This window comes from Roseburia sp. 1XD42-69 (assembly GCF_003612565.1).
GTDB lineage: Bacteria > Bacillota > Clostridia > Lachnospirales > Lachnospiraceae > Roseburia_B.
Map to the genome: position 1 here is coordinate 17,611 of NZ_RAZG01000017.1, position 23,263 is coordinate 40,873.

At 45.1% G+C, this 23,263-nt stretch carries 20 protein-coding genes; 3 read left to right on the forward strand and 17 right to left on the reverse strand.

The annotated features are described in order from the left end of the window. Positions 1-165: 165 nt before the first annotated feature. From D7Y06_RS10395 to D7Y06_RS10440, 10 genes are all read right to left on the reverse strand, one after another. The gene (locus D7Y06_RS10395) at positions 166-1,308 is read right to left on the reverse strand and encodes an aldo/keto reductase (RefSeq protein ID WP_120407732.1); all 1,143 of its coding nucleotides are present in this window, start codon (positions 1,306-1,308) and stop codon (positions 166-168) included. A 27-nt stretch (positions 1,309-1,335) separates the two neighbouring features. Continuing rightward, on the reverse strand, positions 1,336-3,135 hold the full coding sequence (locus D7Y06_RS10400) for a response regulator (protein ID WP_120407733.1): 1,800 nt from the start codon (positions 3,133-3,135) through the stop codon (positions 1,336-1,338). A gap of 2 nt (positions 3,136-3,137) precedes the next feature. Beyond that, a complete protein-coding gene (locus D7Y06_RS10405) occupies positions 3,138-3,899 on the reverse strand; it encodes a formate/nitrite transporter family protein (RefSeq protein WP_120407734.1) in 762 nt (253 codons plus the stop codon). A gap of 94 nt (positions 3,900-3,993) precedes the next feature. Continuing rightward, on the reverse strand, positions 3,994-4,602 hold the full coding sequence (locus tag D7Y06_RS10410; protein ID WP_243119245.1) for an MFS transporter: 609 nt from the start codon (positions 4,600-4,602) through the stop codon (positions 3,994-3,996). Between the two features lie 401 nt (positions 4,603-5,003). Beyond that, complete coding sequence (locus D7Y06_RS10415; RefSeq protein ID WP_120407735.1) at positions 5,004-5,600, reverse strand: cytidylate kinase-like family protein; 597 nt, start codon at positions 5,598-5,600, stop codon at positions 5,004-5,006. 18 nt (positions 5,601-5,618) lie between these two features. After that, positions 5,619-6,977, reverse strand: a complete 1,359-nt coding sequence (locus D7Y06_RS10420; RefSeq protein ID WP_120407736.1) for an SLC13 family permease — start codon at positions 6,975-6,977, stop codon at positions 5,619-5,621. Positions 6,978-7,124: 147 nt separating this feature from the next. Beyond that, positions 7,125-8,579 carry a biotin/lipoyl-binding protein gene (locus tag D7Y06_RS10425; protein WP_120407737.1) on the reverse strand — a complete coding sequence of 485 codons (1,455 nt, stop codon included), beginning with the start codon at positions 8,577-8,579 and terminating at the stop codon, positions 7,125-7,127. A 96-nt stretch (positions 8,580-8,675) separates the two neighbouring features. Next, positions 8,676-9,560: a carbohydrate ABC transporter permease gene (locus D7Y06_RS10430; RefSeq protein ID WP_243119246.1), complete on the reverse strand. Its 885-nt coding sequence runs from the start codon at positions 9,558-9,560 to the stop codon at positions 8,676-8,678. A gap of 9 nt (positions 9,561-9,569) precedes the next feature. Beyond that, positions 9,570-10,421, reverse strand: coding sequence for a carbohydrate ABC transporter permease (locus D7Y06_RS10435; RefSeq protein ID WP_120407738.1), 852 nt, complete (start codon positions 10,419-10,421; stop codon positions 9,570-9,572). Next, positions 10,381-12,702: an extracellular solute-binding protein gene (locus D7Y06_RS10440; protein ID WP_120407739.1), complete on the reverse strand. Its 2,322-nt coding sequence runs from the start codon at positions 12,700-12,702 to the stop codon at positions 10,381-10,383. Before D7Y06_RS10440 ends, D7Y06_RS10435 begins: the two co-directional genes overlap by 41 nt. 157 nt (positions 12,703-12,859) lie before the next feature. Here D7Y06_RS10440 and D7Y06_RS10445 point away from each other — a divergent pair, with 157 nt between their 5' ends. The 3 genes from D7Y06_RS10445 (at position 12,860) to D7Y06_RS10455 (ending at position 15,768) form a co-directional block, all read left to right on the forward strand. Further along, a complete protein-coding gene (locus tag D7Y06_RS10445) occupies positions 12,860-13,546 on the forward strand; it encodes a response regulator transcription factor (RefSeq protein WP_120407740.1) in 687 nt (228 codons plus the stop codon). A gap of 19 nt (positions 13,547-13,565) precedes the next feature. Further along, positions 13,566-14,846, forward strand: coding sequence for a sensor histidine kinase (locus D7Y06_RS10450; protein WP_120407741.1), 1,281 nt, complete (start codon positions 13,566-13,568; stop codon positions 14,844-14,846). A 106-nt stretch (positions 14,847-14,952) separates the two neighbouring features. Continuing rightward, on the forward strand, positions 14,953-15,768 hold the full coding sequence (locus tag D7Y06_RS10455; protein WP_120407742.1) for a bacteriohemerythrin: 816 nt from the start codon (positions 14,953-14,955) through the stop codon (positions 15,766-15,768). Between the two features lie 31 nt (positions 15,769-15,799). On the opposite strand, the gene D7Y06_RS10460 is transcribed toward D7Y06_RS10455, so the two are convergent. From D7Y06_RS10460 to D7Y06_RS10490, 7 genes are all read right to left on the reverse strand, one after another. After that, on the reverse strand, positions 15,800-16,141 hold the full coding sequence (locus D7Y06_RS10460; protein WP_120407743.1) for a cupin domain-containing protein: 342 nt from the start codon (positions 16,139-16,141) through the stop codon (positions 15,800-15,802). An 11-nt stretch (positions 16,142-16,152) separates the two neighbouring features. Beyond that, positions 16,153-17,328, reverse strand: a complete 1,176-nt coding sequence (locus D7Y06_RS10465; RefSeq protein ID WP_243119248.1) for an MFS transporter — start codon at positions 17,326-17,328, stop codon at positions 16,153-16,155. 4 nt (positions 17,329-17,332) lie between these two features. Further along, positions 17,333-19,543 carry an ATP-binding protein gene (locus D7Y06_RS10470; protein WP_120407745.1) on the reverse strand — a complete coding sequence of 737 codons (2,211 nt, stop codon included), beginning with the start codon at positions 19,541-19,543 and terminating at the stop codon, positions 17,333-17,335. A gap of 27 nt (positions 19,544-19,570) precedes the next feature. Continuing rightward, positions 19,571-21,601, reverse strand: coding sequence for an EAL domain-containing protein (locus D7Y06_RS10475; RefSeq protein ID WP_120407746.1), 2,031 nt, complete (start codon positions 21,599-21,601; stop codon positions 19,571-19,573). A gap of 117 nt (positions 21,602-21,718) precedes the next feature. After that, positions 21,719-22,501 (reverse strand): ZIP family metal transporter, encoded by a 783-nt coding sequence (locus D7Y06_RS10480; protein WP_120407747.1) that lies wholly within the window; start codon positions 22,499-22,501, stop codon positions 21,719-21,721. Positions 22,502-22,576: 75 nt separating this feature from the next. Then, complete coding sequence (locus D7Y06_RS10485; RefSeq protein WP_120407748.1) at positions 22,577-22,780, reverse strand: hypothetical protein; 204 nt, start codon at positions 22,778-22,780, stop codon at positions 22,577-22,579. 118 nt (positions 22,781-22,898) lie between these two features. Then, positions 22,899-23,258 (reverse strand): MmcQ/YjbR family DNA-binding protein, encoded by a 360-nt coding sequence (locus D7Y06_RS10490; RefSeq protein WP_120407749.1) that lies wholly within the window; start codon positions 23,256-23,258, stop codon positions 22,899-22,901. Positions 23,259-23,263 lie beyond the last annotated feature (5 nt).

Below are 23,263 nucleotides of genomic sequence, written 5' to 3' on the forward strand. Positions count from 1 at the left end.
CTAAATAAAGATAGTCTACCATATTTTGTCGAATCTATAGGATTTATGTCAAAATAAGGAAATACACTGTTAAAATTACTTTTCTGCAAAAAGCGTTTTGAAACGTGCATTAAAAAAACCGGAAAAGAAACCAACGGTTTCTCTCCGGTTTTTTGTAACCATATTCTATTCCACAGATTCCCCTGCTAGAGCTTCCATCTCCCTCTGCACCCGCTTCAAATCCTTGCGGATACTGATTTTCTGGGGACATGCCGCCTCACATTTACCGCACTCCACGCAGTTTAAGGGCCTTAATTCTGCCCTCAGTTCATTGTTCCATCTGGACAGAGTATCGCTTACATTATTGTACATATGATAGGCATTCCATATCTTAAAACTTCCCGGAATATCCACCCCCTTCGGACATGGCATACAATAACGGCAGGCGGTACAGCCGTTTTGAACCCTGGCCCGGATGGCTGCAGAGACACGCTGCACAACCCCCTGCTCCTCCTGGCTTAAAGGCTGAAATTGTCCAAAGGTTTTTAAATTGTCCCTCACCTGGGACATATCTGACATCCCGCTTAGAATCACCTTCACATTGGGAAATGTCCCCACATAGCGAAGCGCCCAGGAAGATGCCGTATCCCCCGGCCGTCTTTCCTTAAAAATCCCTGTGATGTCCTCCGGAAGATTTGCCAGAGAGCCTCCCTTCACCGGCTCCATTACAATAACAGGAATCCCAAGCTCTTCTGCCAGGGCAATCCCCTTATCCGTAGCCTGGGTATCCTTATCCATATAGTTAAACTGAATCTGGCAGAAATCCCAGCTATGGGATGTAATAATTTCCCGAAAAGTATCGTAATCGTCATGGAAAGAAAATCCCAGATAGCGAATCTTTCCCTGGGCCTTAAGGCTTTCAAAATATTCGAGAATTTTTAACTCTTTTACCTGCTTCCACCTGTGTCTGTCCAGGGCGTGCATGAGATAGAAATCCACATAATCTTTATCCAGGCGGCTTAACTGCTCCTGAAAAATTCTCTCTGCATCCTCTAAGGACGACACCGACCAAACCGGCAGCTTAGTGGCAAGATAGTAAGACTCTCTGGGATACCGGCTCAAAGCCTCCCCGGTAAGGGACTCACTTGTGCCCCCATGATAGGGATACGCCGTGTCAAAATAGTTCACCCCATTCTGATAAGCCTCCTCAATCATGGCGAATGCCTGTTCCCTGTCAATACCTCCGTCTGCACGCACAGGAAAACGCATACAGCCAAATCCCAGCAGGGACACTTTGGCCCCAATTTTTTCCATCCTGCGATACTCCATAAAAATCCCTCCCGTCTAAGAATTAACTCACTCTTTCTCCCCATTTATCCGAAGGTCTATTTTATCCTCCGGCAGATAATTCAGAATCATACGCTCCAGTTTATCCCCTCTCACTGGTTTGGAGAGGTAATCCACAAAACCGTCCTTTAAGTACTCTTCCTTCACCCCGTTTATGGCATTGGCGGTAAGCATAATCACAGGAGTGTGGGCATTGGGGGAATCTTTCAGCTGCTGCATCTTTTTGTATGTCTCCACCCCGTCCATCCCCGGCATCATATGGTCCATAAAAATAATATCATATGCTTTGTTAGATACCATCTCGATGCAGGCTGCACCGCTCTCCGCTGTATCCACTTGAATCTTTGTTTTCTTTAAAAGATTTGAAATCACTTTCAAATTCACCGGCACATCATCCACCACCAGAATCCTGGCACTTCCTGCCTCAAAACTCTGCTGGTACTCACTGTTTTCCCGGGTGACATCATGGAAATGTTTTAAAAAGTCACCCACAGGGGAATCGTCCACAATCTGCTGGGGAATGGTTACGGTAAAAACAGATCCCTCCCCGTAAGTACTCTCCACCAAAATCTCCCCATGCATCAAATCCAAAAGCTGCTTGGTAATGGCAAGCCCCAATCCGGTGCCCTCGATATGCCTGTTTTTCTCCATATGAAACCGGGCAAACTGGGAGAATAAATCTTTCATATTTTCCTCCCGTATCCCCATTCCCGTATCCTCCACGGAGATAACAAGGAAAAACTGTTCCTCACTCTGCCTGCTCTCCACGGAAAAGGTTACGCTGCCTCTCTCCGTATATTTTACCGCATTGGACAAAAGATTGGTGACAATCTGCCTTATGCGGTATTCATCCCCCATAAGGCGGCTGGGAAGATTAAAATCACAGGCAATGCGAAACTCCAGTCCCTTCTTTAAAGCCCTCTCCCCTATCATACTGCAGCTGTCGTGGAGAAAAGAGGAAGTCTCATAAGACGACTCTACAATATCCAGTTTCCCGGACTCCACTTTTGAAATGTCCAAAACATCATTAATCAATGACAGGAGAAGATTCCCGGCGGATTGAATATTCTTTGCATATTCCAAAATCTGGGGATTTTCATTCTCCCGGAGTATCATTTCATTCATCCCCAAAACAGCATTGATGGGGGTCCTTATTTCATGGGACATATTAGCCAAAAATACACTTTTCGCCTCATTTGCAGCTTTCTCCCGCCTGTGGGCCTCCTTTGAAGTTTCCGCCAGGTCAATCAGCCGTCTTTTCTGCCCCTCCAGCATCTTTAAAAGTTTTAAAGCCACCTGTTCCACAATCACCACAACTGTCACAGCCAGAAGACATTCCGGAAAATACCAAACCCGATCCTCTGGATTTCCCGCCGTAAAATAATGTTTCACCGTGGCCGCAATAATACTGCACACACTGATAATTGTAATTTTTCTGCACAGGTTCTTCTCCCCAAACACTGTGGTCATAAAGACGGGGATGCAGAAAATAGTTAAAGTATTAAAAAAAGCACAGTGTGTCACGCTGATAACCGTACAAATCAAGACAAGGGCCATAATTGCAATATCGTTCTGCCTCTTATCCTCCTGGGGAAGCCTTTTTCTGAAAATATTAGCCACCCCGATAATTGAAGCATTTAACACAGTTGGAATTACCAGAAACAGCATCAGATAAACCCCGGTGCTCTCTTTAATCAGGTTCATGTGATATAAGAAAAAAAACATGATAACTTCCAATAAGAAAGTAGCCGCCGTAACTATGTAATCCACCTTAAAGTAAAGATCTCTCCACTTTTTTAAACCCGGCATATTTACTTCTCCCAGCTCATCAGATACAGAGGCAGAGCCAAAAGAACCGCTCCCCCCAGCATATTGCCCAGTGTCACAAACAGCATACTGGTAAATACCATTTTCAACTCCAGTCCTCCCAACAAAAGATACCCTATGGTGTACGTGCTCATATTGGCAATGGAGTGCTCAAACCCGGACTCCACAAAAGTCATAATCAGACAAAAGATGATAATAAGCTTGCCGCTCTCGGATTTCATTTTTGCCCCTACCCAAACTGCAAGGCATACCAAAAAGTTACACAAAATCCCCCGAAGCACCATCTCCGCCGGAGTGATTTCCAATTTTCCATAAACAAAAGTTTTGTAATATTCCGTCAAAATAGATTTGGAAGCGCCGCTCTCCACCAGTATAAATGAGAGAAAAACCGTTCCCACAAAATTTCCCAAATAACTCATAAGCCAGACTTTTCCCATATCCAAAAGCGTACACTTACTGTTGTAATACCCCATGGCCATAGTAAGGTTGTTTCCCGTAAACAATTCTCCGCCGATAAATACAATTAAAACCATCCCAATAGAAAACAGCAAAGATGAAATCACTTTCCCAAACTGTGGATAAGTGGAATATAAAACTGCCGCAGTGACATGGGATAATATAGTAGCCACCGCTATGTAAAATCCTGCCATAATGGATCTGATAAAAAATTTACCCGGATATTTACTGCATACTTCGGCTTTGTTTACCGCTGTCATAGATATTACGTTGATATCATCTGTCAACATCGTGTTTCCCCTTTCTTGTTCACTGTCCTTGCTGCGCTGTGAATTTTATTATACCAAATTCACATTGTGAAATAAATATCTATTTGGCATTTTTTCAAAGACTTAAAGGTAAAAAAGCCTTATGGGCTCTTCCACACCCCCACAAACGCCAGCAAGAATCCTCCATAAAGCGCAAGAACAAAAGCAGGTCTCCCTTTAAAACAGTAAAACTAATTCTAAAATGGCTGTACACAATACCCCAAAAATAAATTCTTTTTGTTTCACTCCCGGAACTGACCGGCACCTCCACTAAAAACAACACCGGGATAAGGGCCAGCAGGGAGATAATGAGACAGAAGAAATAACACCAAAAATAGGAATATTCCGCCAAAATCCCCCCTGCCACTGTGGCAATTCCCTGGGCCGCCTCAAGAATCATATTTAATTTTCCCCACACGCTAATGTACTGCTCCTCCTGCCCCGCACACTTCATGGAATCATATATCAAAGCCTCCTCGGAGCCGGAATTAAAATTGTTGCCCATGGCCTGAACCATAAAGCTTAGGGCAAAGAGCCAGAAATTTTTTGTCAAAAGCATAATCATACAGGAAAGTGCAATACATATTCTGCCTAAAACCATGCTTCTCTTTCGCCCTAACAAATCTGCCACGGCGCCGGAAGGAATCTCGCACACTATGCTTGTGGCGTGGTAAATCCCCTCCAAAAACCCTACCTGAGCAAGATTCAGCCCGCAGTACAGGAAATAAGCACCCAGATACAACTTTGCATATTTAAATTTGCCAGAAAAGTTCCAACATAGTCCAGCTTAATGTTTCTCAGTAATTTCTTCGTTGCATTCTTATTCTCTATTTTTTTCATCATAATTCCCCTTATATGCTAATATTCACTGCCGTTTCCCGGCATAATACATAAAAAACAGCCCAATCCATCAAAGGACTGAACTGTTATGGGAATTACTAATACTACATTTATATGCCAAAATATATTTATAAGTATATAAAAATAGGTACAGTAATCCCCGGGGCATATAAAATGTATGTTTTTGATAAAGCACTGCTGCTTAAAATTGGTGTATACCCCAGGGCATTCATACTGCGTCTCCTTTTATTTTTCCATTCTTGCATGGATGTAATCTTCTAAAATTTTCACGGTTCCCTGTACTCCTAACAGGCTGCTGTTTATGCACAAATCATAAAAACGGGAATCCCCCCATTTTCCATCAGAATGCCTGTTGTGGTACTGGCTTCTCTTCTTGTCATGGCGGGCCATTTTAATCAGTGCCTCCGACTCATTCATATTAAATTTCTCCATGACATGTTTTACCTTTGCTTCCTTCGTGCCGATTACAAATATGGTAATCAGCCCTTCCATGCCCCGGAGCACAGAATCCGCACAGCGCCCTACAATCACAAAGGATTCCCCGGAATCCGCTTTTTCCTTAATAAATTCAAACTGCATATCCGCAACAATTTCTTCCATGGAGTTTGTATACTTTCCCACGGTTCTGGTTAAAAAGAAATTCCTGGGCTTTTCATCATGCTTTTCCAACACTTCCACCTTAATGCCCATATTGTCAGCCATCTCGTCTAACATACTTCTGTCATATAATTTAAGCCCTAAATCCTCCGCAATAATTCTGGCTATCTCATGGCCTTCGCTGCCGAATTCACGACTGATTGCTATAATTGTCTGCTTTGCCATATCATTCCTCCTTCTACCTTAACAATACCTGACGAATATAAACAGCATGGATACTGCAATTACCACCACCGTTGCCGGAATTGCCGTAATACAGTATTTGCCCCAGCCGATGACATGGCCGTTTTTCGCTGCCACGGAAGTACCCACAACGTTTGCGGATGCACCGATAGGCGTAGCGCTTCCGCCGATATCCGTTCCCATGGACAAAGCCCATGCAAGAGTGGATAAGTCCACCCCCTGGGCAGCCGCCAGGCTCTGGATGACTGGAACCATAGTAGCCGCAAAAGGAATATTGTCCACAAAAGCGCTGGCAATGGCGGACACCCAGATAATAATGGCTACCATAACTTTCAGGTTTCCCTTGCTCACATCACCGATAAAGCCTGCAATAATCTCCAAAATCCCTGTCTGTTCCAAACCGCCTACAACAATAAAAAGCCCGATGAAAAATAGGAGTGTCTTATAATCCACTTTCTTTATAATCTCCAGGGCATATTTCCCTGATGTAATCAAAGTTATAATCGCAATTACCGTGCCGATAAATGCCACGGTAAGCCCTGTCTGGGCATGGCTCACAAGCATAACCACCGCACAGGCAAAAATTACACAGCTTATGGCAAAATCCTTTTTGTTTGTAATCGTCTCCCTGGGTGTGGGCATAGCGGAAGTATCAATATGTTCCGGCGCCCCCGCCAAAATTTCTTTCCGGAAAGCAACATAAAAATAAATAACCACAAACACAAGGCTGATAAGAGCCATCACACCGGTGTTGGTAATAAAATCGCTGAAAGAATATCCCAGTGAAGTACCGATAATAATGTTTGGCGGATCGCCGCACATAGTTGCGGAACCACCCAGATTCGCACAGAAAATTTCTGAGAGAATCATTGGCACCGGATTAAACTTCAGCAGCTTCGACAATTCGATTGTGACACTTGCCAAAAACAGAATAACTGTAATACTGTCAATAAACATAGCCAGTATAGAAGACATGATCATAAATGCCACAAAAAGAGGAATCGGCTTATAGTTTACCATCTTTGCAAGGGTCATGCAAAGCCACCGGAAAAATCCGGCTTTCGCCATTCCTTCCACCATTACCATCATTCCTGCAATAAAAATAATGGTAGCCCAGTTGATTCCGGCGGAAGACTCAGAAGAACTTCCCGCTTCATACCAGAAACCAAGAGTAAAAATACTTCGGATGTTCAAAGTCTCAAGAATTGCATCCATGCTGTGCATAGCTATGCCAAATACACCAACAAGGGTAAGCAAGCCGCAGCCTAAAGTAACATACTGCCGTTCCACTTTGTCCATCACAATCATTAGAAACATCGCAATAAAAATAATTACTGCTAATACCTGAGCAACTAACATATCTCTTTCTCCCCTTACTCTTTCTTATGTATTATTTTGTAATATTTGAACCTCCGTCACTTGTGCCGGAAGTTACATGCGCTGTAATCCCTTTAATCCAATCATTATTTAACAACTTTCTTAATCATTTGTCAATAGTTCTTTTTTTTACTCCTCTTCCCTCACCCTGGTTCCTGTCTCAAATTCCTTGTCAAACCCCACAATCAAAAGCTCATCCTCCGTAAAACTCCCCCCGTCAAGTGCCGCAAACTTCTCATCCTTATCTAAAACCTTTACCTTACGCTTTTTTGCCACAAGCTCCGTGCCAAGAATCGTCTCCTGCTTTTCAATATAGTATACAAAATCCTCCTGGTTTTCCGTATAAAGAGCGGAAATGGGAATGCACTGGGGATAAGAATCTGTCTTTCTCACCAGGGAAAATGTGCCGTTTTCCCCAATCATGCGGTCCTGGGAGGATATCTCCGCCGTCACTTTGTATCCCCCATCCTCCCCTTCTTCTATGGCTAAAACCGGGATATCCGAAAGATATCTCCCCCCGAAAGAAATGGTCATCAAATCCCCCAGAGCCACATACTTCTTGTCCTCTTTTACAATATTCCCCGTAAAATAAAGGGTGTCCCCCAAGGTGGAAAGCACCATAGCCCCCGTCTCCCCGGTGATGCCCCCCGCTTCCAGCAAAACATCGCTGACACAGGCATCTTCCGGGGCAAAAACAGCCCCCTCCTTATCCAGATATTCTTTATAAATTCCCTGCTCCTTCTTAATATCCGAAATCAACTGGCGAAGCTCCACCTCCGTGGCTTCCTCCACCCGAAGAGGTTCCCTGGCATCCTCTAAGGCCCGGCCTGCCGCCAAAATTTTTTCCCCCTGCTCCTTTTTTGCTGCGGAAAGTTCCCCCTCCCTCTGGGACAAAGCTTCCTTAAGCCCCTGTTTTTCCTCCTGATACCGACTCTCCAAGCTGCTTTCAAGCTGGGCCGCATACTCCTCAAAGGCACACTTCTCCTCATCTGAGGCGTCCTTTTTATCCGCCTCCTTCTTTAGCTTTTGATATTCCCCATCTTTCTCCTTGGCCTTCTTTTTGTACTCTTTAAGGGAAGGGAAACTGTCAAGGGCATCCTTTGCCCTCTGGTACGCCCCCTGGGCAATGTTCACCCCATCCTGCCCGCTGCTGTTTGCCTGACTGTAATCTTCGCTTGCCCGGTCTATGGCCCTCTGGCGGTTCTGCGTTTCCTTTGCCACCCCGGACTCATAATCTTTTAACCGGGTATCCGCCAGGGTAAGTTCCTTTTGCTTTTCCTCATACAGCTTCTTAAGGCTTTCCGTATTAAACGTGAGGAGCAAATCTCCCTCTTTCACCATCTGTCCCTTCTTCACATGAATCCTCTCCACCAAAAGTCCCGCCGGAAGCAAAAGGGGCTTTTCCTCTTTTGCCTCTAAAACCCCCTCTCCCTCTACCGTGTGGTCAAGCTCCCTCTCCACGATTTTCGCCGTTATGACCCTTGGCATCTGCTCCGCATAAATGCCCCTGGAAACCATGCCGCACACAAACATAAACACCAGAAACCATATAAATCCCTTTAAAGCTTTTCCTTTCTGCTTCATTGTGCACTCCTCTCATAATGTAGCGCCCCCTCACCAAGGTTCGGCGGCAAGTCGTCGGGAGGCATCCTAAAAATGCTGCGCATTTGCCTCCCTCCTCTATCCTTTTAGCCCGGACACCGCTATGCCCTGCTCCAAATAATCCTGCCCTGCAAAAAATATAAACATGGCGGGTATCAGCATAATAAGGGAAGCCGCCAACACCATCCCCGCCTGCTCCATGCTGATTTGGGGCAGAAAAAGAGACAGGGGATATTTTGCACTTGTCCTTAAAAAGGTCATAGGCTGCTCTAACATATTCCAGTATTCCAGATATCCCAAAACCATGGCGGATAAAATCCCCCCGGAGCCTAAGGGCACACCAAGATAAAAAAATACCTGCCAGTTATCCGCACCGTCTATCTGGGCCGCCTCAATACATTCCTTTGGAATCGAGGCAAAGCCCTGGTACATGAGAAACACAGGCAGAGTAGAACACATGGCCGGGAGAATTACCGCCAGATGAGTGTCTAAAAGATTCATGCCGTTTAAAATCAGATAGGAGGGCAGCATCATAACCTGAAAAGGCATCAGCATTAAAATCACATACAACGTAAAAAAAACTTTTTTCCCGGGGAAAGAAAACCGGGCAAATCCCCAGGCCATAGGCGAAGCCAAAAAAAGCTGCCCTGCAAGGATGCACACTGTAATTTTCATAGAGTTCCAGAACACCACATGAAACTGGGGCTTAAAAAACAAAATATCTAAAAGATGCTCCCCTGTGGGGTACAAGGGCAGCAGATTCCAGTGAATCCCCCCTTCCCCCTTTGAAAGGATAGGGGCAAGGCCCTCCCTCAATTCCCCTGAGCTTTTTACCACCCCTGTAAGGAGAAGGAGAATGGGAAAACACACAAGGAGGGCGGCCAGAAAAAGAAGGATATCCCCCAAATGCCGCAGACATATTTTCCTTAATTTTTTTACCTTAATTATCATAAATTCCTTCATTTCATTCCTCTATTCTGACTTATCCCACATATGCTGCAAAAGCAAAGTAACAAGCACAAACACCCCTGCCATCATAACCCCTCCGGCAGATATTTTCCCAAGTTCCAGATTGACAAACCAGTTATTAAAAAGATGCTGCAGGAGATACATACTCTTTGGGGGATAAGACCCTGCCACCAGGTATGCTTCCCGGAACACCTTAAAGGAGTTTAAAAAAGACACAATGGTTATAGTGTAAAAAGCAGGTTTTAAAGATGGCAGCACCATATAGTAAATCCTCTGTATACCGCTGCTGCCGTCCACCTCTGCCGCTTCTAACATCTCCTTTGGAATATCCGCCATTGCCGCAAGCCAAAGCACCATAGTATATCCCATATTTTTCCAGATATAACTGATAACCAGGACAAAAAACGCCCCCTCCCCTCCCAGCCAGTCCACAGGCTTTAAAGAAAACAACCCCAAAAACATATTAAAAAAACCCTCTTTAAAAAATATCAGTTTCCACACAAACACCACCACTGCCGTGGGCACCGCCAACGGCAGAAGAAGGGCGGATTTTAAAAACTTCATCCATTTGCTGTGAAAAAGCCCCAGGGCAAACACCAGGGATAAGAAAAGAAGCAGTGGGATACACACCCCCACAAACTTTACCGTATTTTTTACCGCCAGACGGAAAGCCTCATTTTCCCACAGATTCCCATAATTTATAAAAGAGAAAAATTTTTCCTTGTCATCCCAGAAAGAGCGCCGCAGCACTTCCAAAAAGGGAAGCACTGCGAACACAAAGGTACCTGTAAGGCTTGGCACCAGAAAGGTCCATTTACTCTGCAAAATACAGTTCCATTTTCTGACCAATTTCATCTGCGCCCTCCTGGGGAGTCATCTCCCCTGTCAATACTTTTTCCCCTGTAAGGCTTACTGCCTCTTTTAAGATGCTCTCCACATCCCCAGGGCAGTCTAAGGTTCCGATAAACTCCTTTAAACTGTCAACCTCCTCTTTGGTGGGCCAGGAAATTTCAAACTGCACCCTCACTCCATCCTCACTTGAGGTAGAAAATCCTTCCTGATTTTTGCCGCCGCTGGGGTCAACAAAAAATTCATCAAAAGCTTTCTCATTCACCGGATAGCCGTCATTCAAATCGCTTTTTAATACATCTTCACTAAAAAGCGCACTTAAAAAATCAAAAGCGGTGCCCTCATCCTTTGTCCCTGCATTCACTCCCACAATCCCCCGGGGGCAAAATACATTTTCAGCCTGCCCGGGCATCCGTGTATACCCCACTCCCTGGGCCTGTTTCATCAGGGAAACCAGCATTTTCACCCCGTCGGCGCTGTTTAGGTTTCCCACTATTAAGCTTGCCTCTTTTCCCATAATATTAAATGCCGCCGCTACATTCAGATTGGAATTGTACTCTGCATAACTCATTCCAAAATCCACGGTTGTGGTATACTGCTCCCGCATCTGCTCCTGCTCCGGGGTGATATTGGCATGTTCCGCCTCATATATCCTCAAAGCCTGGGTGAGATAGGACTCCACCGCCCCTTTGTCAAACTTCCCATCCTTCATCCAGGCAGGGGCGCTGCCGTTTTGTAAAATGGCCAGAAGTTCTTCCGGGGTATAGGTGCCAAGAACCGTCCTCTGCTCCGGTTTCTTTTCTCTCTCAGACACCACGGTATCCGCCAAATCTTCTAAAGTTTTCATATCCCCCAAAACTTCTTTGGTTCCTGCCGCCACGGGAATGGCAAAGCGGGTGGGCAGTGCATATAACCCCTCCTCACTGTCATAGGCGTGGAGGATATTTTTAAAATAAGAGCCTTCTCCTTCCAGTTTCTCTGCAAACTCCTTTAAATCCTTTAGCTGCCCTTTCTCTATGTAAGCATCCCTGGGCATCCCGTCTAAGATAATGATATCCGGCCCTTCCCCGGAGAGAAGGCTGGCATTTAAATTTCGTATGGCATCCTCCGCCACCATGCTGGCTTCATCGGTAATGCCGATTTCCTGCTTTACAAAAACCTCCGGGTGGTTTTTCCGAAATGCGCTTACCGCCTTGCTCACCGTATCGTTTTCCGTCAGGCTGTAAATGGTAAGCTGCTGCTCCGGCACCGCCGGGGCGTCTTTGTCATAGATATAGGAATCAATCTCCCCGTCGCTGTAAGCCACAAGAAATCCCCCGTCTTTCCCCTTTAAAAGGCTCACTGCTTTTCTGGTGGGGTCTCCCATATTGGAAAGATCTCCCGCTAAAAGTTCATCCATAACGCTTCCGCCGGGGACATGGCCATAAAGCCCGCTTTTTGAAGCCGTATAAATCTGCCCGTCGGCATCGTCCACTAAAATGCCTATATTGTACACCATGGCAACTTCTTTGGAATAAAAATCATTTAAAACGGAATCCGATTCCAGTACTTCCCCTGTGGAAATTTTTAATATACTTACCTGGTCCATACTTCCGCAGATAATATAGTCCCCGCTTGATGTAAAAACCGTTGGGTCGTCGCCAATCTTCATCACCCCGGTAAGCTCTCCCGTGTTTAAATCCGCCCGGTACACCTGCCCGGTAAGGTACACAAGATAAAGATTTCCATCCCCTCCAAAAACAGCCTTCTGTAAAATATAGTCCTCCTGCTTGCTCTTAAGGGAAACTTCCCTTGACTGGCCCTGTGCGTCCATATACACATACTGTTCCGCCACATTTCCGTTCTCATCCACACCGCCGGCCCAAAGCACATAGGAAAAAAATAATCCCCCGTCCGGGGCTAACGCTATGGATGTCACCTCCGAACTCTCCTGGTTTAACACATCTATCAGTGGAGAAACATCCTTAGTCTCCCAGGTTTCCCCCTCATCTTTTGACAGATACAAAACCCCGGCTTTTCTGTCCGCAATCCCAAGGCTTCCGTCAGAAAGACGCACCATATTTTCCAGATCGGTAATCCCTTCCGGTATGGTTTTTGCACTTTCCATATAACGCCCTTTTACCGTATTCTCTTCGTAGTTCTCCGTTCCCCCTGCTGCTTCCCCCGGGCTTTCCGCCGTTTTCCCCTTTCCCCCGCAGCCTGAAAGGGCCAGGGCAAGGGCAAGGGTGCCGGAAAGCAATGCCGCCCTTTTTCGTTTCCACCAATTTCTAACATGATTTCTGTCCATATCTTTACCTCTCATTCATAATATTCCCTGCCCTGCTTTACCAGGGAGGTGATTTAACATTAACATATCAGAGATTTCTTTAAACTTTCTCTAAATTTTAAAGATTATTTCCAGATAAGTGTGATACACTTTTTATATCAAGAAAAAGGAGTTTTCTATGCGGATTTTACTGATTGAAGATGATTACAATTTAAGAATGACCTTAACCTTCCAGTTAGAGCAGGAAGGTTTCACCGTTGACGCCTGCGGGAACGGGGAGGACGCCCTGTACTATATGGGCTCAAAAACCCATGACCTGATTCTTTTAGACCGAATGCTGCCAAAAACAGACGGCATCACCCTTTTAAAAAAATTCAGAGACAAGGGATGCCAGACCCCGGTAATTATCCTTACCGCTTTAGGAGAGCTTTCTGACAAAGTAACGGGGCTTGATGCCGGGGCGGATGATTACCTGGTAAAACCCTTTGAATTTGAAGAGCTTCTTGCCAGAATCCGCAGCATAAGCAGGCGGCCCAGACAGTGGGAAAAAGAGCCTTCCCTGTGTATTAGGGATATCACCTACTCCCCCGGGGACAACCAGCTTTCCGGGGCTTTGGGAAGCTGCTCCCTGTCCAAAAAAGAGGGGATGCTCTTAGAAGTCTTTCTTTTAAACCCGGAACAGGTTCTTCCAAGAGACACCCTTTTATCCCGGGTCTGGGGGGTGGATGCGGAGGTGGAGGACGGAAATTTGGACAACTACATCCACTTTATCCGCCGCCGGTTAAAAACCGTAAGCTGCCAGGTCTTAATCCAGACTGTCCGGGGCGTTGGATACCGCCTTACAAGTAAAGACTTAAGAAACTAATTCCCGGGAGGAATCTTTTATGTACAAAAAACTGCACCGCCGCCTTACATTTATTTTTTCCGGAATTACGGCAGGTATTCTTATTACCATGTCCCTTTTTTATCTCTATCTCTACGAAAAAGATGTGAGGGAAAACAGCTTCCTTTCTTTTTCCCAGGAAGTCTCCGCCATCATTTTAAATTTGCAGCAGCAGGAAAATTTTTCTTCCCAGTGGAGGGCCGCCGCTTTTACAAACAACGGGTTTCTCCCGGCGTTTTACGACAGGGACGTCCTGCTGCCTTCCTGCGCCCTTTTTTTAGAAAAAGAGGAAAAGGAACTGGCAGAAAGAGCCTGGGCCCAGGGATTTTCCCTATACCCCTCCTTAAAAACCTACAAAAGCCGCACCCCCTCCCACAATGAATTTGTATATAAAGTGAAGGGACAGGCTGATTATTATGTCTCAGCCATAAACCTGCCCAAAAACTCCGGCAGCCTCACAGGGGTGATTCTCTATAACACTCTCCCCCTCCGCAGTCAGATTATGCGCCAAAAGCTGCGTTTTGCCCTGTTGAATGTCCTAGGGATCCTGTGCCTGTGTCTCTTCTCCTGGTTTTATACAGGTAAGCTCTTAGCCCCCATACAATCCTCCCACGAAAAGCAAAATGCCTTTATCGCCGCAGCATCCCATGAACTGCGCACCCCTCTGGCTGTGATTTTATCTGCGGTTTCCGCTTCAAGAAAAGCCTCCCAGAGAGAGCAGGAGGCATTTCTTGGCATCATAAAGACGGAAGCCATGCGCATGTCTGTTCTGGTAAATGACATGCTCACTCTCTCCCGGGCAGACAGCCATCGGTTTCTTCTAAATTCCCTCCCGACGGAACTTGACACCCTTCTTTTAGAAACCTGGGAAGCTTTCCGCCCCCTTGCCAGGGATAAAGACATGCATCTCATGATAAGCCTCCCGGAACAGGCCGTTTCCAAATGTTCCTGCGATAAAGACAGAATCCGCCAGGTTTTAGAGATTCTTATCTCAAATGCACTAAGCTACGGCAGGGAGGGTGGGAGTATCACCCTGACCTTAAAGGAGAAATCCGGCTGTTTTCTCTTAGGGGTAAGGGATACGGGCCCGGGTATTCCCGACTCTGATAAGCCCTATATTTTTGACCGCTTTTACCGAGGAGACACCTCCCGGAATGCAAAAGACCATTTCGGCCTGGGCCTTTGCATCGCCAAAGAAATCATGGACAGACACCAGGGCAGAATTTGGCTGGAAGACACCCTGGGAGGCGGCGCTTCCTTTTTCCTGGAACTGAAAAAATAAAACAAGAAAAGCATGAAATATGCCATGTTTCTCTATTGCCAATTTCATAGGACTATGCTATAATGCACACTTGAATAAAATTACATAATAGAGATGAGGTGGTTTCATGCTACAGTTTACCGAAGACTGCCGCCTGGGAATCCCGGAAATTGACAGCGAACATGAAAGGCTCTTTGCCCTTGTAAATAAAGGGTACGCTCTGTTAAACCAGGAGGAGAATTTAAGGCCCGCGGCAAAAAATTTACTGAAACATCTTAGGGATTACGCCGATACCCATTTTATCCACGAAGAAGAATATATGAGAAAAATCGACGATCCGGAACTTTCCTCCCAAAAGCGGGAGCATGTGGATTTTACCAACCGGATGAATGCCGTAGATTTCTCCAGACTCACAGACGAACAGCTTCGCCCCGCTCTGGAAAACCTATTGGACTATCTGGCCCGCTGGCTTTTTGGCCATATTTTGGGCAGCGATATCCTAATCGGCAAATTTGAATCCCCCTTTGCCTTTACCTCCAAATACGCCACCGGAATCGATGAAATCGACGAGGAGCACCGCCAGCTGTTCCGAATGGTAAAAGAGACTCACGATGTGATACAGGATAATCTCGTTTTTGACAAATACGACCAGATTGTCTATGTGGTAAACCGTCTGAAAAATTACACAAAGGAACATTTTAAACACGAGGAAGCCTACATGGAAAGAGTCGGATATCCCGGCCTTTTAAAGCAGAGGGAAGCCCACCAGGCTTTCTGTGACAAACTGGCTGAAATTCAGCTGGAGGATATGGATAATAACCAGCAGGCATATTTGGAAAACTTAATTGAATTTTTATTAAACTGGCTTTCCGTACATATTCTTCATATGGACAAAGAAATTGGCAATTATCTGTCCGACCTGACCCATGAAATAGATTTATAACAAAAAAGAGGGAGCACATCCCTCTTTTTTGTTATACAAAATCTTCCCGCATGGGAGTAAAAAAGTCCACTAAAATCCCTTTTTCAAGGCATACGCAGCCATGTTCCGCAGACTCCCGCTTTAACAGCACGTCCCCTGTCTTTACCATTTTCTTTTCCCCCTCCACGGTAAACTCAAATTTTCCTGCCGCCACATAGGTAATCTGGGTGTGGGGATGATGGTGCATTGCCCCAATGGCTCCTTTTTCAAAATGGTTTACCACACACATGGCGTCGTCGCTGTAAGCCATAATCTTCCGGCTTATCCCCTCCCCGCACTTCTCCAAATCCACCTCATTCTCAAAATTCCACACTCTGTTTTTTTCTGTTTTCATCTTTTACCTCCTTAAGCATTTTCCTTTTTTCCCTGCAGCAGATATAAACCGATAATAAAGGCCAAATCAATAAACACCACTGCTACAATAGAGCTCATCCCATAAAAAATTCCCGCTGTCTCCGCGATTTTTCCAATAATAGAGGGCATCACAATGGCCCCCAGGCTTGCCATAGTCAGCATAAAGCTCCATGCCATATCATATTTCTTAATAATTTTGCCGCCCACAGCCACAGTGGTGGGATAAATCCCTGCCATACTGTATCCAAATCCCATAATGGCAATAAATATTACCGCTGTAGTCCTGCTAAAGAGCAGGATAAAGAAAAACAGGGTAAGCCCCACTCCCATTATCACCAGAAGCTTTTCCTTTTTCACCCTGGTGGACAGCCAGGCTGCGGAAAGCCTTCCCGCCAAAATCATAATCCACAAAACACTTGCCGTTATCTGGGACAGGGTTGCACTTAAAAGCCCCGTATCCTTAAAGTAGGTAATCATCCATCCAATAACCCCCTGCTCCCCGCAGAGATAGAAGAAAAGGGTTCCGGTGCAAATCCAGAACAAAGGCTCTTTAAAAAACAAAAAACCTCCCTGGTTTCCCTGCTTTTTCTCCAGCCTGTCATTGGAAAGAGGCGTAAAGAAATACAAAAGCCAGCTTATCACTCCCATAATTACCATAAACACGCAGGCATACACCCAGTTATCCGGGTTGTTATTGGTGAGCAAAATAATTAAAATAGGAAACAGAAACGCCCCCACTGCGAAAGTGGCATGCAGAGCATTGATGGTCCAGGCCTTTCCCGGAGCCAGGTTATTGATTACCGTATTGCAAAAATTGCTGGTGGCCCCCCTGGATAAACCTGTGAGGAAAAAGGCTGCCGCAATGGTATATTTATCATTTCCAAAAACAATCATTGCATAGGCAACCGCCGTAAACAGGTTAAACAGCAAAATCGTCTTTTTTCTTCCAATAAACACCGGAAGGGTCCCCCCTGCAAAGCTGGAAATCAAATTCCCTACAGAGTGGAGGCTTACGATAAACCCTCCAAAAGCATAGCTTAACATTTTGGCGTCCTTTATAAAAGGCAGCAGGGATCCGATAGACAGGGCAAGCATACCGTTAATTAAAAACGCCCCGTATGTAAAATAAAACTGTTTTTTCTTTTCCCCCGTATCCAAAAATTCCATTCTATTATTCATCCTTTCGCACAATTTTATTTTTCGGAATCCACCTGGTGAGGGCTGAAGTAATATCCTTCATGGCAATAGGCTTTGACACAAAATCATTCATCCCCGCCGCTAAAAATTCTTCCTTAACTCCCTGGACAGCGTCTGCAGTCAAGGCCAGAATGGGAAGATTTTTGTAATAATCCCCCTCAAGGCTTCTAATCCTCCTGGTAGCCTCCACCCCGTCCATCACCGGCATGTAATGGTCCATAAACACCAAATCATAATGGTTTTGCTGCACCAAATCCAAAGCCTCTTTTCCGTTTGAAACCACATCGATTTTCATCTCAAAGGGCTCTAACAGCGCCTGGGCCACCTCCCGGTTAATCTCGTTGTCATCCACAAGCAGAATGGTTGCCTCCGGCAGGGTAAAGGTAAACATATCCTTCCCGGCATCCCCCGCCTGCTCCTTTACCTCTCCGAAATCCCCTATGTTCTCCTCACTCTCAATGCCCTCCCACAGGGTAAAATAAAACTCACTTCCTTTGCCGTACTCGCTTTCCACCAAAAGGGTTCCCCCCATAAGCTCCACTAACTGACGGGAAATGGCAAGTCCAAGCCCCGTGCCCTCTTTTCCTCTGTTCTTTTTCAAATCCACCTGGGTAAAGGCGTTAAAAAGATGCTCCAAATCCTGTTTTTTAATCCCCTGTCCCGTATCCTTAACAGAAAAATCAAGCTGCACCCTTTTTCCTTCCCGCTGTTTTGCCTGAACCTGGACTGTAACGGAGCCTTTGTCGGTGAACTTAATTGCGTTATTCATAATGTTGATAAGCACCTGGCGGATGCGCAGGGAATCTCCATATAAAAGCCTGGGGATTTCTCTGTCCACATCCATCACAAGTTTTACATCCTTATCCCCGATTCTCGTATCCCCAATCACCTGAATATCCCGGAACATCTGGGCAATATCATAGGTATCCCTGGTAATCACAAACTTCCCCGCCTCTATCTTGGAGAAATCCAAAAGGTCATTGATAATATCCAAAAGCGCTTTCCCGGAGCTTTTAATGTTTAACAGATACTTTTTATCCTCCATAGGCCAGTCTTTCCGCAAAAGAACCTCCGTAAGCCCCACAATGGCGTTCATGGGGGTGCGGATTTCATGGGACATATTGGAGACAAAAAGAGACTTGGCCTGGTTTGCCGCCTCCGCCTGCTCCTTTAGCTCCTTCATAATCTCCGCCTGCTCCTGCATCCGTTTCGTATAGTGGTAATTGTCTGTCACATCTGTCAGAACATACATTTTTCCATAATAAGTGCTCTCCTGCTCCACCATATAACTGCCCACAGCATAAATCTGCTTATCCCGGATAATATTTTTCTTTTCCAGAATACAGTCGTTCATATCCTCTAAGATAGGTTCCGCCTTTCCCAGGGAGATTTTTTCATAAATCTGCTCCGCTTTCTGGTTAAAATAAATAATTTTCTCATCATTGTCCACAACCACCAGCCCTTCCGCCAGGGAATCCACTGCCAGATCTTTCGCCAGGGTCAAAGTGTCAAAAAGCCTGTGCCTAAAAATCAGCACCGATAAAAGTATGGTATCAATAAGGTAAGCCAGAAGCGTAATATCATAACCTTTTGTCACTCCGCTGATATAAATGGCAAATCCAAGAAGGGCCACAATATTAATAAACAACAGATTTCCAAACTGCTTTTTTTCAAAAACATAGTGGGCCCTCTGGTAATAATGCACACAAACGCCAATCATAACAGCGGCGTAGGAAATCAAAATGATGCAGTTCAGATTATATACCACCCCGTGTCCCAGCACCAAATGGGGAAAATCTCCCTCCTGGACAAACTCTATGCTGTTGTAGAACAACGTGTGCTTTTCACAGTTTAACACAAGGAAAATAATCACAATATGCACTAAGGCCAGCGTCCGGGATACCCATACGGGTATCTTGACTTTGCAAATCTGCATCACAAACAAAAACATGGTAATCCCCAGAAAGGATTTTCCCAGGTAAGAAAATTTAACTGTGGTCAACGCCTCCCTCAGAAATGTAGACTGCAATTCCAGGAGATATCCCACAAAATTAATGCAAAGTGCAAATATCAAAAACAAAAGATACTGCTGATGTTTGGAGGGCTTTTGCCCCATCACATATAAAGCCTCCACCATTAAAATCATAATTCCTATGTACTGTACTGCGATGTAAAATGTATGCATAGCATTCCCTCTTTCAAAAACCTTCCTTTAACTGTCCCGCTCCACTCTCCTGTCAAACTCCTGAACCGTCATTGGCTTTGCATAGTAAAATCCCTGAATCATATCACAACCCTGATCCGCCAAAAACTCTACCTGGTCCTTCCGCTCGATTCCCTCCGCCACAATCTTCATATTCAGATTCTTGGCGAGCTGAATGGTCTCTTTTACCACAATTTCACCTCGTTTTTCCACATCCTCTCCCCGGAAAAACTCCATATCCAGCTTCAAAACATCAATAGGAAGATCTTTTAAGGAATTCAGGGAAGAGTAGCCTGCCCCAAAGTCATCCATGGAAATAGAAAAACCGTACACTTTCAGCTCTTTGATAATTCTCTGCAGCATATCTTTATCCCCAAAGAATGCGCTCTCCGTCACTTCTAGTTCAATGCTTCCGTGGTCTGTACCGTAACTGTCCACCAACTGGCAGATATGCTCCGCCAAGTCCTCCCTGGTAAAATGGGCTCTGGAGACATTTACGGAAACAGGGACAGCCTTTTTCCCCTGGAGTTTCCGCTCCGACTGAAGTTTTGCCACACCGGAAATCATATAATCGTCAAGCTGGGTGATAAACCCGTTTTCTTCAAATATAGGAATAAAACATCCTGGGGTTATCAGGCCGTCTGTGGGAGAAATCCACCGGACCAACGCCTCTGCCCCTACCAATTTTCCCGAAACGGGACTGTATTTTGGCTGAAGATAAATTTGGAACTCTTTATTTAACAGAGCGGATTCCATGGAATCCTCCACTTTTCGTTTCCAAAGCTGCTCCTCTAAAATCTGCTGGTCAAAAACTTTGATATATTGACCTTCATTTCCCATTACCTCCTGCCTTGCCGCACTGGCATAATGATAAATCTGGTCCACATCCACCTGTCTGCGGTAATGTTTTTTATCTCCCTTCTGATGGGTCAGAGGATCAATCATATAGATTCCCACATGGTAATTCAGTTTTTTGTCTTTTCTGATCCCTTTCAGCTCAGCTAACATTTTCCGAAGCCGCATCTCACACTGTTCCCTGGACTGGCACTTTAACAAAAGGCCAAAATCAGCTGTGGCAAACCGGGCAAAGGCCTCCCCTTTTCCCACTTTTGCCTGTAAAAAGCCGGATATATGTTCCAGAAGTTCCTCCCCCGACTTGTTTCCGTAACAGGCACAAAAATCCTGATATTTGTCCATATGCAGGTTCACCATGGCATATGTATTCTTACTGCCCGACACCCTGTTGAGAATCTTTTTGCTGTGATGGATAAAATATGTCCAGTTCTTCCCCCCTGTGATGGTATCCAGATACAACAGCTTTACCATACGTCTCTGTATCACTATAGAAGAGAGAACATTGATAAGGAGCAGAATAATAGGCAGACTCAGTGCCGATATGGCTATAATACCCACTACAATAAGATACAGGATATCTTTTCGCACCAATCTCACACGGTCCCTGTAATACAGATGATACTCCTCAAAATTTAAGGGAACCTCCAGCCAGCAGTTTACGGTAAAAATTTCTTCCCTGAGCCACATCTCCCACATCTGCTTGGAATCGTTATTCAGCCTTATGGGTCCATCCATAGTTCGCTCCCAAAGCTCCTGAACAGGAATCATCAGCATGTTGTCCCACTCCATCTGCTGTGCGCCTTGATCCGGCATCACTATATAGGTATCAAAAAGGTCTATCTCCTCCCTGCGGTTAAAGTCCGGCCGTGACTTTCCGTAAATTATTTTAATTTGATTGTCCCTGTCCGTAAGGCAGATGCCGTTTTCTTTTTTCAGATTCCTCCCCACAAAGGAAAGGGACTCCATTATATTTTCCTCCTTATTGGCCTTCACCAGTCTTCCCAAATCCTCCGCATCCTCATACACCCCAGCAATTTTCGAATCCATAATGTACTCTTCAAACACGCTCATTATCATCACAATGAGGCCAATACAAAACACGAGAAAAACAAAAAACAGTATTAGGGACGGCCAGATACTCTTCTTGCGAAATCCTTTTAAACTTTTTTCTTTGTATTCCTTCATAAAAATTCTCCTTATGCGCAGATATATAGTAACATGATATAATATAAATAGCACTAATTATACCGATTTTACCATATTTCTGTCACTTTTGTCATAAAATCAGAATTTTTTTCCTGTTTATCCCCATGCCACATCCAAAATCATCATAATTGCAAACCCCGCTGCAACTCCAAAGGTTCCCCTGTGGGACTCATCCCCCGCCTGGGATTCCGGTATCAGTTCTTCCACTACCACATAAATCATAGCTCCTGCCGCAAAGGCTAAAAGAAATGGCAGCACAGGCACTACCATCCTGGCTAAAAGAATGGTAAACACGGCGCTTACAGGTTCCACCAGACCGGAGAGAACGCCGTAGAAAAAAGCTTTTGGCCTGCTGGTTCCCTGACTTCGCAGAGGCATGGATATAATAGCCCCCTCCGGGAAGTTTTGTATCCCAATCCCCGCCGCTAAGGCCAAAGCCCCTGCCAGGGCAATCCTTGGACTGTCTATCATTGCTCCAGCAAAGGCCACCCCCACCGCCATTCCCTCAGGAATATTGTGCAAAGTCACGGCAAACACCAGCATAGCCGTCTTTTTTGCCCCATGCCCTGTGTCTTTAAACTTTCCCTGCAGCAAATCCAGCCGGGAAGCCATGCTCTCCAATAAAAACAGAAATGCCATGCCAAATAAAAAGCCTGCCGAAGCCGGGAGCCACGGCCTTTGTCCCTGCTCTTCCGCCATATCTATGGAGGGTAAAAGCAAAGACCAAACAGACGCAGCCACCATCACTCCGGAGGCAAACCCCAAAAGCAGTTTTTCAATTTTACAATTCATCTGGCTCTTCATAAAAAATACCATTGCAGAGCCTGACATTGTTCCCAAAAAAGGAACACTAAGACCAACCATAATATCCCTGAACATGTTAGAATCCAATTTCCAACCTTTTCGTCATCTTTTCCCTTCATCTTATGCAGAAAAAGGGGTTGAGGTTACAGGTTAAATTTCCTCTTCCTCCGGCAAAACATTCCCGGAATTGTTTCCATTATTGCTGCCGATTGTGGTGTGCTTTTTCGGGCTGAACAGAATGCCAAATAAAATTCCTGCCAGAGTACAGACCATAATTCCCAATACCAGTTCCCTTTTGTTTACCAAAACCGGAACATTTAAACTTTGCCATAATTCGTTACATTTTTTCGTCATCTCATTTCCTCCTGTCTACATATCTGTTTTTCCATAAATTAATTTTACGCCCCGCCAGGTGTACGGTAAAGCAGGAAATCACCTGCTTTACCCTTCTTGGAATAATATAAGAACAAAGTCAGCCCAATATTTCCCGCTGCTTTTTCTTGCTCAATCCCCCAAGCACCAACTGGTAAGATTTATCCAGCATATCTTTCAGTAAGTCATCCGGCACTGCTCCTTCCGGTTTTACAGAATTCCAATGCACCTTATTCATATAATACCCGGGAACAATATCTTCATACTGGCTTCTTAAAAAATCTCCCTCCATAGGCTCCAGTTTCAAGGTAATGTAATAAGGCTTATCATCCTCCCCAAGGCAAAGCGCCGCAAACATTTTTCCCCCAATCTGATAACGAATCCAGTTCCAGTCTTTCTGTAAATCCTTCGTTACCCCTGGTTTTCCCAACAAATATTCATCCATCCAACTGTATTTCATCTTCG